This window comes from Streptomyces sp. TRM68367, from assembly GCF_014495685.1.
Classification (GTDB): Bacteria; Actinomycetota; Actinomycetes; order Streptomycetales; family Streptomycetaceae; genus Streptomyces.
The window spans coordinates 1-10,926 of sequence record NZ_JACTVI010000158.1; the positions used below are offsets into that span (position 1 = coordinate 1).

Genomic DNA, 10,926 nt, shown 5'->3' on the forward strand with positions numbered 1-10,926 from the left:
GGTGGCGCGGCAGCGGAAGCTGGACGATGTAGCCGGTGCAGGCCGGGTCGGCGTTGAGTTCGTCGATGACGTCCTCGACCTGCCGCTGGGTGGCGTCGGCGGGCAGCTCGCGGCGGAGGGAGGCGATGCCCACCTGTGCGCAGTCGCGGTGTTTCCCGGCGACGTAGGCGCGGCTGCCGGGATCGTCACCGACGAGGACGGTACCGAGTCCGGGCGGGCGGCCGACAGCGGCGGTCAGCTTGGCCACGCGCGCGGCCAGTTCGTGGCGGATGTCGGCGGCTGTCGCCTTGCCGTCAAGCAGCTGTGCTTTCACGGGCGGTGTTCCTTCCCTCGAAGTCGACGGTGAGAGCCGGCCCAAAGGCGGCTACATGGTCGTCGCACTTCATGCACGTCACCGCCCCTCCTCCGCCTGGCATTTAACTGATATACAAGTGAGTGAAGCGTGATAGATCAAGGCCGTCAAGGGGTTCTGGTCCTCTCCTGAAACCCGGAAGATTTGCCCCTTGACCGTCGACTGTCTGCCATGTAGCTTGGCAACAACTAGTATATCAGTTGCGTGTCACCTTGAGGGAGGCCACCATGGCAGAGGTTCCGCAGCAGGCGAAGTGCGTCGTGATCGGTGCCGGCATCGTCGGCAACAGCCTGGTCCACCACCTGGCCCGGCTCGGCTGGCGCGACATCGTGCAGATCGACAAGGGCCCGCTGCCCAACCCCGGTGGCTCGACCGGTCACGCCTCCAACTTCATCTTCCCCGTCGACCACTCCCGCGAGATCACCGATCTGACGCTGGACTCGATGCGGCAGTACAAGGAGCTGGGCGTCTTCACCGAGTCCGGCGGCTTCGAGATCGCGCGTACCGAGGAGCGCATGGAGGAGCTGCGCCGCCGGATGTCCAGCGCCAAGGCCTGGGGCATCGAGTCGCACCTGGTCGACCCCGCCTTCGTCAAGGAGAAGGTGCCGTTCATCGAGGCCGACCAGTTCATCGGCGCCTTCTGGACCCCGAGCGTCGGCGTCGTCGACTCCCTGCGTGCCGGCACGATCATGCGCGACGGCGCCATCGCGAGCGGCGCGCTGACGAGCGTGCCAGGCGTCGAGGTGCTCGGCATGGACGTCGAGGACGGACGGATCCGCCGGGTGCGCACGAACAAGGGCGACATCGAGGCCGAGTACGTCGTGATCGCCAGCGGCGTGTGGAGCCCGAAGATCGGCGACATGGCCGGCATCAGCATCCCGCTGACCCCCGCCGTCCACCAGATGATCTCGGTCGGCCCCTGCCCGCAGCTGACCGGGCTGCCCGGCGAGATCAACTTCCCGATCGTCCGGGACATGGACACCTTCTGCTACGAGCGCCAGCACGGCGCGGACATGGAGGTGGGGTCCTACGCCCACCGGGCGATCCTGCACGAGCCGGAGGACATCCCGAGCATCGATCAGGCCAAGCTCAGCCCCACCGAGATGCCGTTCACCTCCGAGGACTTCGACACGCAGCTGGAGCAGGCCTACGAGCTGATGCCCGAGTTGCTGGGTGCCGAGGGTGCGGAGATGCGGTACGCGATCAACGGCCTGCTGTCGCTGACCTGCGACGGCAACCCGATCCTCGGTGAGAGCGAGGTGAAGGGGCTGTGGACGGCGGCCGCGGTGTGGATCAAGGAGGGCCCGGGCGTCGGACGCGCGGTCGCGGAGTGGATGACCCACGGCCACAGCGAGATCGACATCGCGCACAGCGACATCGCCCGGTTCTACCCCCACCAGATGCGCCGCGAGCACACCCGGCTGCGCACCACCGAGTCGTTCATCAAGACCTACGGGATCGTCCACCCCGCCGAGCAGTACGAGTCCGACCGCGGGCAGCGGCTCTCCCCGATGCACGAGTCGGAGAAGAAGCTCGGTGCGGTCTTCTTCGAGGCGGTCGGCTGGGAGCGGCCGCAGTGGTACGACTCCAACGCCGACCTCCTCGAGGTGTACGGCGACCGCGTGATGCCGCGCGAGCACGAGTGGGACGCGCGCTGGTGGAGCCCGATCATCAACGCCGAGCACCTGCGGATGCGCGAGGCCGCGGGCGTCATCGACCTGACCGCCTTCGCGATGTTCGACATCACCGGTCCCGGCGCGCTGGACGCCGTACAGCGCACCTGCGTCGCGCAGTGCGCCGTGCCGGTCGGCAAGGTGATCTACACCCCGGTACTCGACCGCAAGGGCGGGTTCGTCTCCGACCTCACCGTCATGCGCCTGGGTGAGGACCACTTCCGGGTCGTCACCGGCGGCGCGCACGGCATGGCGGACAAGAAGTGGTTCGCTGACCAGCTCGGCGACGACGCGTCCCTGGAGGACCTCACCGATCGGGTCTCCACGATCGGGCTGTGGGGCCCGCGGGCCCGCGACATTCTGTCGCAGCTGACCGATGCGGACGTGTCCCACGAGGGCTTCAAGTTCCTCAACTGCCGCGAGATCGACGTCGACGGCATCCCCGTGCTGGCCTCCCGTATCTCCTACGTCGGTGAGCTCGGCTGGGAGCTGTACGTCTCCTTCGACCAGGCCGCGGCGGTGTGGGACAAGCTGCTCGCGGCGGGCGCGCCGCACGGCGCCCGCCCGGTCGGCATCGGCGTCTACGTGACCACCGCACGGATGGAGAAGGGCTACCGGGCCTTCGGCCACGAACTCGACGCCGAGCGCACCATCGTCGAGGCGGGCATGCAGCGGCCGAAGGTGAAGGGTGCCGACTTCATCGGTAAGGAGGCCTACCTCGAGCAGCGCGCCGGTGAGCCCGCGGCTGTGCTGTGCACGCTGGCCGTCGACGACCACACGTCGGCGTCCGGGGTGAAGCGGTACATGCTCGGCGGCGAGCCGATCCTCACCCGCTCCGGCGAGGCGCTCGTCGACGGGCACGGCCACCGCCCCTACGTCACCGCCGCCGGCTCGGCCCCCTTGCTGGGCAAGCACCTGCTGATGGCGTACCTGCCGCCCGAGGAAGCGCGGGTCGGCAACGAGCTCGCGGTCTCCTACATGGAGGAGCTCTACCCCGTGACCGTGCTCACCAACGACGCCACGCCCCCCTTCGACCCGGACAACGAGCGGATCCGCTGATGGCGGTGCTGTCAGTGGTCGGGCCTGTCGAGACCACGAGAGGTGAACGATGACGAACGTATTGGTCTGCATCAAGCGGGTCCCTGACTCCTCCGGTGAGGTCCTGCTCACCGACGACCAGCAGGGCGTCGACGGGAGGTACGTCGGCTTCACCGTGAGCAACCACGAGAGCTGTGCGGTCGAGCTGGCGGTCCAGACCGCCGAGGCGACCGGCGGTGCGGTCACGCTGCTGACCGTCGGCCCGTCCGAGGCCGCCGAGCAGCTGCGGGACACGCTGGCACTCGGCTGCCAAGCCGCCGTGCTCGTGGAGGCGGAGCCGGCCCGGCTGGGACCGGCCGACGTGGCCCGGGAGATCGCCCACGTCGTGCGCGAGAAGGAGGCCGCGGGCACGACGTACGACCTGATCCTCCTCGGCAATGACGCCGCCGACAGCGGCGACTTCCAGGTGGGCATCCGGCTGGCCCACGCGCTCGGCCGGCCGGTGGTCAACGGCGTGTCGACGGTCGAGGTGGCCGACGGCCACCTGACCGCCCGCGGCGACGGCCCCGGCGGTGAGGAAACCTACTCGCTGCCGCTGCCCGCGGTCGCCACCGTGCTGGAGGGCGGGGTGGAGCCGCGCTATCCGACGCTGAGGGGCCGGATGGCGGCCAAGAAGGTCGAGATCGAGACCCGGGCCCTGTCGGCCGAGCCCGCCGGAGCGAACCGGGTGCGGCTGCTGCTGCCCCCGCCCGCGCCGTCGACCGTCGAGGTGCTGGGCGAGGGCACGGAGGCGGCCACGGCGGTCGCGGACCTGTTTGAGAAGCTGGGGGTGACCCGATGATTCTGGTGCTGGTCGAGACCGAGAACGGCGCCGCGAGCGAGATCTCGCTGGAGACCCTCGCCTTCGCCCGGTCGCTGGCGGCCGAGGGAGGTGGCATCGCCATCCGCGCGGTCGTGGTCGGCGCGGTCGAGGACCGCGACGCGCTGGCGGCCGAACTCGGCGCCCACGGCGCGGCCGAGATCCACCACGCGGTGGGCGAAGCGTTCACGTCATACGCCGGGGCCGCCTGGGCGGCGGCACTGCAGGCGATCCGCGAGTCGACCGGCTCCGTCGTGGTCACCGCCGCGGGCTCGCCCCGAGGCAACGAGGTGCTGGCGCATCTGGCCGCCCGGCTCGACGTGCCCATGGCTGCCAACGCGACCGCGTTCCACGGCCTGGCGCCGTTCGTGGTGACCCGGCAGGTGGTCGGCGGGGCGGCCCTGGAGGAGATGAAGCTCGACCAGCGGCCCGCGGTCTTCTCCGTCGCCGGCCACTCGTGGGCCGTGTCGCCGGTGGAGGGCGCGTCGCCCGCCGCTTGGGTGGAGGTGACCCCCGAGGTGGCCGAGTCCGACCTGGTGGCGCGGGTCGTCGCGACGGGCACCAAGGAGGTCGACCACTCCGACTCACTGAAGTCCGCGAGGGTCGTCGTCGGCGCCGGCCGCGGGGCGGGTGGTCCGGAGGGCTTCGGCGCGGTCGCCGAGCTCGCCGAGCTGCTCGGCGGCGCGGTGGGGGTGTCCCGGGTCGTCACCTCTCTGGGCTGGCGGCCCCACCACGAGCAGGTCGGCCAGACCGGCTCCCGGATCAGCCCGGACTTGTACGTCCCCTGCGGGATCTCCGGTGCCATCCAGCACTGGGCCGGCTGCGCGTCGTCGAAGACGATCCTCGCCATCAACACCGATCCCGAGGCGCCGATGATGACCAAGGCGAACTACGCCGTCGTAGGCGACATGCACGAGGTCGTCCCCGCGATCATCGAAGAGCTCAAGTCGCGCGGGGTGACCGGCTGAGGGCCGTGACGAGAGGCTGCTGAGTGACCGGCCGCAGCGGGAACCGCGGACCCCGCCGCCGCTGCGAAGCAGCTCATCGCCCTGGAGCGAGGCTGCGGCACCTGCAAGGGAGCCGTAGCCTCCTCCACTCGCTGGACCGTATGCACCTGGTCACCTGGCCACCCCGGCGCGCGGGTCGCGCGACGCTCGGCACGACCTCCGGCCAGAAGACCGTCCCTGAGGAGCCATGATGCAGATCTTCGCCCTGGTGGCGTCGCTGGCGCTCACGCTGGCCGCCCTGTTCGTCCTGATACCCGCTGTCCGCAGCATGCTCCGGGTGATCCGGATGGGCCAGCCCGCGAGCCCGAGCCGCACCGACGATCCGGTCGCTCGTACGGTCACCATGCTCAAGGAGACCGTGCTGCACACCCGGATGCTCCAATGGGCCTGGGTCGGCGTCATGCACTGGTTCGTGTTCGCGGCGTTCCTCTTCCTGAGCACCGCGGTGCTGGGCGCCTACTTCCAGCTGTTCGACCCCGAGTGGGCGTGGCCGATCGTGGGCCACTGGTACCCCTTCGAGTGGTTCAGCGAGTTCATCGGCGCGCTCAGCACGATCGGCATCGTCTGGCTGATCGTCTACCGGCAGAAGCACCACCCCCGCAGCGAGGGCCGCGGGAGCCGGTTCTTCGGCTCCACGTTCTGGCAGGCCTACTTCGTGGAGTACCTGGCCCTGTTCGAGGGTGCGGCGATCCTGTTCATCCGGGGCGCGGAGTTCCACCTCGCCGACCACGAGCACGCGACCCGCGCGCACTTCCCGCTCTCCTCCTGGCTCGGTGAGGCGCTCTACCCGGCCGGCCAGGGCGCCAACGAGAACCTCGTCTACTTCATCGCGTTCTTCAAGATCGCGATGGCGATGGTCTGGCTGATCGTGATCGGCCGCAATCTGACCATGGGCATCGCCTGGCACCGGTTCACCGCCTGGTTCAACATCTGGTTCAAGCGTGAGTCCTCGGGCCGCACGGCCCTGGGCGCGCTCAAGCCACTCGCCGTCGGCGGCAAGGCGGTCACCCTGGACGACATCGACGACCTCGACGAGGACACCGCGCTCGGCGTCGGAGCGGTCGAGGACTTCTCCTGGAAGGGCCTCCTCGACTTCACCACCTGCACCGAGTGCGGTCGCTGCCAGTCGCAGTGTCCGGCCTGGCACACCGAGAAGCCGCTCTCGCCGAAGCTGCTGATGAAGGGCCTGCGCGAGCACACCTACCTCAAGGCCGCCGGCCAGGCCGGACACGCCGAGCGGGCCCTGATCGGCAAGGGCGATGCGGGCGAGGGGTTCTACAACCCCGAGGGGGGCGACTTCGTCGTCGACGCGGACGTGCTCTGGTCGTGCACGACGTGCGGCGCCTGCGTCGAGCAGTGCCCGGTCGACATCGAGCACGTCGACCACATCGTCGACATGCGCCGCTACCAGGTACTCATCGAGTCGAACTTCCCTGCCGAGCTCAACCAGCTCTTCAAGGGCCTGGAGAACAGGGGCAACCCCTGGAACATGGCGCCGAGCGCGCGCATGGACTGGGCCAAGGGCCTGCCGTTCGAGGTCAAGGAGGTCGGCGAGGATCTTGAGTCGCTGGAGTCGGTCGACTGGCTGTTCTGGGTCGGCTGCGCCGGCGCCTTCGAGGACCGGGCCAAGAAGACCACCCGTGCGGTGGCCGAGCTGCTCCACATGGCCGGCGTTTCCTTCGGCGTACTCGGCAACCGGGAGACCTGCACCGGCGACTCGGCCCGCCGCGCCGGCAACGAGTTCGTCTACCAGGCCCTGGCCCAGGAGAACGTCGAGACCTTCAAGGAGTTCAAGGTCAAGAAGGTCGTCGCGACCTGCGCCCACTGCTTCAACACACTGAAGAACGAGTACAAGGCCTTCGGCATCGAGCTAGAGGTCGTCCACCACACCCAGCTGCTCAACCGGCTCGTGCGCGAGGGCCAGCTGAGGCCGGTCGCTTCCGGGGACGGCGCGAACAAGCGGTCGATCACTTACCACGACCCGTGCTACCTAGGCCGGCACAACCAGGTCTACAGCCCACCGCGTGAGCTGCTGCAGGCGCTGCCGGGCGCGTCGTACGTCGAGATGGAGCGCAACTCGGAGCGGTCCTTCTGCTGCGGGGCCGGCGGCGCCCGGATGTGGATGGAGGAGAGCCTCGGAGAGCGGATCAACATGAACCGCAGCACGGAGGCCGTCGGCACCGGCGCCGACCAGGTCGTGGTCGGCTGCCCGTTCTGCCGGGTGATGCTCTCCGACGGGGTCACGGCGCTCCAGGCCAAGTCCGAGGCCCGCGAGGAGGTCGAGGTCCTCGACGTCGCGCAGATGCTGCTCGCCTCGGTCAAGGGTGGTGAGGCCGCGACCAAGGCCGAGAAGACGCCCGCCGCCGCGGCTGTCCCGACTGCCCCTGCCGCTGCCCCGGCCGAGCCCGCCGCCTCCGGCGCCGCCGGCCCGTCGTTGTTCGAGGAGGCACCCGCGAAGCCGGTCTCCGACGGCTCACTGTTCGACCAACCGACAACCGAAGCCACCACGTCTGCCACCGCGAACAGCTCACTGTTCGACCAGGCACCTGCCACACCGGCTCCCGGCGCCTCACTGTTCGACCAACCGACAACCGAAGCCACCACGTCTGCCACCGCGAACAGCTCACTGTTCGACCAGGCACCCGCGAAGCCGGCCTCCGACGGCTCACTGTTCGACCAACCGACAACCGAAGCCACCACGTCTGCCACCGCGAACAGCTCACTGTTCGACCAGGCACCTGCCACACCGGCTCCCGGCGCCTCACTGTTCGACCAACCCACAACCGAACCCACCACGCCGGCCACCCCAGGCGGGTCGCTCTTCGACATCCCGGCCGATGAGGAGCCGACAGCCGAAGCCACCCCGAACCCCACACCGTCGCGCTCCCTCTTCGACATCGAGGAGGAGCCGGCGGCTCCCGGTGAGTCGGCCCCGGTCGCGGCCACCGCCGACCTGGCCGACGTCGATGAGACCACCCTGACCGGAGGCAGGTCGCTCTTCGACATCCCGGAGGCGACGCCACCGGCTCCGGCGCCCACCCAGGAGCCAGTGGCGCAGCCCGAGCCGAAGGCGGAGACTGCGCCGGAGACCGAGCCGGAGCTGAACGAGACCCCGGAGAAGCCGAAGGGCCTCTTCGACGACTGATCGCTCCGTCCGACCAAAGACCGCGTGCCCCCATGCCGGATTCCAGGCATGGGGGCGTTGCTCGTCCAGGCTGACGCGGCGTCCGAGCGGCCGGCCAGGCCCTGGACCCTGCGGCCCGGCCGGCGCTCAGAGGCCAGGCCGGTGGTGACGAACAAGCCGTCGAGTTCGTTGCCGTCCGGGGCTCGGACGATGACCAGCCGGAGCATGTCGTGTTTGTCGACATGGTGCTCGGCGGGGATGGACAGCCGGTCGCTCCTGGCGCAAGGCCGGCCGCGTTACCAGTTGCGCGGCGGCGCCGCACAGGCCGCACAGCGAGGCGCAGGCGCCCACCCGCGCAAGGGGAAGTCTCGGTCCGGCAACCAGCCGGCGAGCTCGCAGACGATCAGAGCACGCCGCGGATCTCACGGGCAAAGCCGGCGATGTGCTCGCGGGTGAGGTGCTCGGCGCGGTCTGCGTCACCGTCAGCGACGGCGTCGAGCAGGTCCGCGTGCTCGGTGACGTGGTGTGCGAAGTCAGGAAGCCGATCGATGACCAGGCACCAGATGCGAGTGGCCAGGTTGTCGTAGCGGATCAGCACGTCCTCCAGGTGTGGGTTGCCGGCCGCCTTGTAGATGAGCCGGTGCAGCGACATGTCCATCCGCATCAGTGCGGTGTGGTCACCGCGAGGGCTCTCAAGGTTCCTCACCTCGTCGGCCTTGGCTCGCAGCGCGTCGCGCATATCGCTACTGGCGTGGACCGCGGCCCGCCGTGCCGCGAACGGCATGAGCTGCTCGCGGATATCGGAGATCGCACCGAGCTCGGTCACGTCGATGAAGGTGGCGAATGTGCCCCGGCGCGGGTAAGACACCACGAGATGGTCGGTCTCGAGCCGCTTGAGCGCCTCGCGAACGGGTGTGCGTCCGACGCCGAACTCCGTGGCAAGCTGGTTGTCGTTGATCGGCTCACCGGGCCGGATGTCGAGCATGATCAATCGATCCTGGAGGCGCTCGTAGGCCAGGTCGGCCAATGACATCGGCGCCGAGTCGGTCACGGGGGAGACCTCGGAGCTGCTCATCTTTCGGCCGTCTCTTCTCTCGCGCGGGGCTGTTGGCATCACCGTACTACCTCTGACATACTTCAAATATATCAGCTGCCTGTGGCCAGCGTACTGAGCGCTCGCCGACGGAGGCGGATCCGGAGATCCGTCCGTGATCGATACCGGAAGTGCAGCGCCAGCAGACGACACGCTCGCTCCAGATCCTTGCACAGGCCGCCCTTGCGGCGGAGGTTGGCCATGTGATGCCCGACGGAGACCTGGTCGGCCCCTCGCCCCGGGCGGCGTCCTGCCGCGGTGTCAAGTGGCGCGCGCTGCCGGTGCCCGGGGGGAGGTGGTGCCCCGGGCCGGACTACAAGGCCGCACCCCTCAATTGCCGGCCGATCGCCACCGGGGGCGTCGAAGGGATCCGCCGCCGCGTGGCCGACGACCGCCTCGGCCTCACTGGCGCCCGCTGGGGAAATACCGGCGCAAGGCCGTCCTGGAACTTGGCGCGCTGAGCGACGACGGCGAATTCCGCACCTCCTGACGCTTCCAGGTGCACCAGGGGGTCCTTCTCATCCGTTCAGCCGCCCAGCCGGTCCAGCAGCCCGCGGCGCCACCGCTCCGTTTCGGCGATCTGGTTGAACGTGAACAGATGCAGGCCGGCCACGCCCGCCCCGGGTACGGTGAGGGCCCCCTCCGTACGGGCCAGGAGCCTGTCCGGGCAATACCCTCCGGGTGCCGCGAAGCGCACGAACCACGAGGCGTGCCTGGTGAGGAAGCGCGTCGACTCCCCCACGCCGATCTTCGTGGCCATCGCCAGCAGCTTTGCCCGCTGCACGGGTCCCGCGACGCCCACATGGACCGGCAGGGTGACGCCCCGGCGTCGCATCCGGGCGACCCACGCCCCCAGCACCCGCGGGTCGAAGCACAGGTTGCTCACGACGTACGTGGCGTGCTCGCGCTTGTCCCACATCGCCTGGACGGTGATGTCGTCGTGGAGGAGCGGATGGCTCTCGGGATAACCGGTGACCCCGACATGGGTGAAGGGCCTGCCCAACTCGCTCAGTCCGCGCAGCACCGGCAGCGCAGCGTCGTAGACCCCGGCCGGCGGGTCGGCGTCACCCGCCGGCACGAAGACGTCGTCCACGCCCGCCTCCCGGAGCCGGTCGACGACCTCCTTCAGATGCCCGTCGTCCCGGAGCAGCCGCGCGGGCACGTGGGGGACGACGCGGTAGCCGTGCGCCGCGAGCCGGGCGGCGAGATCGAGGGTCGGCTCCAGGCCCTTGACCGGTGACGCGGTCACGGTGACGACGACATCGTGCGGGACATGGGCGAGGACCTTGTCCTCGGTCGCCTTCGCCGGCAGCACCTCGTAGCGAACGCCGCGCAGCAGTGCCCGCAACCCTGCGGTACCCAACGTCTACCCCACCTCCTGGGTGGCCTTGACGGCCGACCCGCCATCGAAGAGAGCCATGACCCCTCGTCTCGCTGGCGCCGTGGATGCGCAGGCCGTGGCAGCTCCATACGCACCAGGTTGCGAAAGACGGAACGTTCAGAGAGGCGCATTTCGCCATCGCTACTTGAAGTAGCGTTTTTTACAGTGGGTATAGTTGCACTATGCGCAACTATAAACCTGAAGCCGAAACCTCAAATTCACATGCTGGCGGCGTGCAGTCGGTCGACCGTGCCATCAGCGTCCTGGAGATCCTGGCCCACCGCGGCGAGGCGGGCGTCAGCGAGGTGGCCGCCGAGATCGATGTTCACAAATCCACCGCGTTCCGGCTGCTCGGCGCCCTGGAGGTGCGGGGCCTCGTGGAACAGGCGGGCGAGCGCG

The 10,926-nt window shown here is 69.4% G+C and carries 8 protein-coding genes; 5 read left to right on the forward strand and 3 right to left on the reverse strand.

Annotated elements, in window-relative coordinates; translation table 11 throughout:
- On the reverse strand, positions 1–313 hold a 313-nt coding region (locus tag H8R17_RS42670), incomplete at its 3' end, for a tetrahydrofolate dehydrogenase/cyclohydrolase catalytic domain-containing protein (RefSeq protein WP_316959714.1).
- 266 nt (positions 314–579) lie between these two features.
- Between H8R17_RS42670 and H8R17_RS42675 the strand changes: the two genes are divergently transcribed.
- The 4 genes from H8R17_RS42675 to H8R17_RS42690 all read left to right on the forward strand — a co-directional run bounded on the left by H8R17_RS42675 (position 580) and on the right by H8R17_RS42690 (position 8,074).
- Positions 580–3,084, forward strand: coding sequence for an FAD-dependent oxidoreductase (locus tag H8R17_RS42675; RefSeq protein ID WP_187828568.1), 2,505 nt, complete (start codon positions 580–582; stop codon positions 3,082–3,084).
- Between the two features lie 49 nt (positions 3,085–3,133).
- On the forward strand, positions 3,134–3,904 hold the full coding sequence (locus H8R17_RS42680; RefSeq protein ID WP_187828569.1) for an electron transfer flavoprotein subunit beta/FixA family protein: 771 nt from the start codon (positions 3,134–3,136) through the stop codon (positions 3,902–3,904).
- A complete protein-coding gene (locus H8R17_RS42685) occupies positions 3,901–4,890 on the forward strand; it encodes an electron transfer flavoprotein subunit alpha/FixB family protein (protein WP_187828570.1) in 990 nt (329 codons plus the stop codon). Before H8R17_RS42680 ends, H8R17_RS42685 begins: the two co-directional genes overlap by 4 nt.
- 226 nt (positions 4,891–5,116) lie before the next feature.
- Positions 5,117–8,074, forward strand: coding sequence for a heterodisulfide reductase-related iron-sulfur binding cluster (locus H8R17_RS42690; protein WP_262505964.1), 2,958 nt, complete (start codon positions 5,117–5,119; stop codon positions 8,072–8,074).
- Between the two features lie 382 nt (positions 8,075–8,456).
- On the opposite strand, the gene H8R17_RS42695 is transcribed toward H8R17_RS42690, so the two are convergent.
- Both H8R17_RS42695 and H8R17_RS42700 read right to left on the reverse strand, forming a co-directional pair.
- Positions 8,457–9,104 (reverse strand): GntR family transcriptional regulator, encoded by a 648-nt coding sequence (locus H8R17_RS42695; RefSeq protein WP_316959715.1) that lies wholly within the window; start codon positions 9,102–9,104, stop codon positions 8,457–8,459.
- A 568-nt stretch (positions 9,105–9,672) separates the two neighbouring features.
- Positions 9,673–10,509: a methylenetetrahydrofolate reductase gene (locus tag H8R17_RS42700; RefSeq protein WP_187828571.1), complete on the reverse strand. Its 837-nt coding sequence runs from the start codon at positions 10,507–10,509 to the stop codon at positions 9,673–9,675.
- 200 nt (positions 10,510–10,709) lie between these two features.
- Here H8R17_RS42700 and H8R17_RS42705 point away from each other — a divergent pair.
- On the forward strand, positions 10,710–10,926 hold a 217-nt coding region (locus H8R17_RS42705; RefSeq protein WP_187828572.1), incomplete at its 3' end, for a helix-turn-helix domain-containing protein.

What these genes read in the sequence shown, in the direction of transcription:
- H8R17_RS42685 (WP_187828570.1), top strand. Translation starts at nt 3,901, where the DNA reads ATGATTCTGGTGCTGGTCGAGACCGAGAACGGCGCCGCGAGCGAGATC.
- H8R17_RS42690 (WP_262505964.1), top strand. Translation starts at nt 5,117, where the DNA reads ATGATGCAGATCTTCGCCCTGGTGGCGTCGCTGGCGCTCACGCTGGCC.
- H8R17_RS42675 (WP_187828568.1), top strand. Translation starts at nt 580, where the DNA reads ATGGCAGAGGTTCCGCAGCAGGCGAAGTGCGTCGTGATCGGTGCCGGC.
- H8R17_RS42680 (WP_187828569.1), top strand. Translation starts at nt 3,134, where the DNA reads ATGACGAACGTATTGGTCTGCATCAAGCGGGTCCCTGACTCCTCCGGT.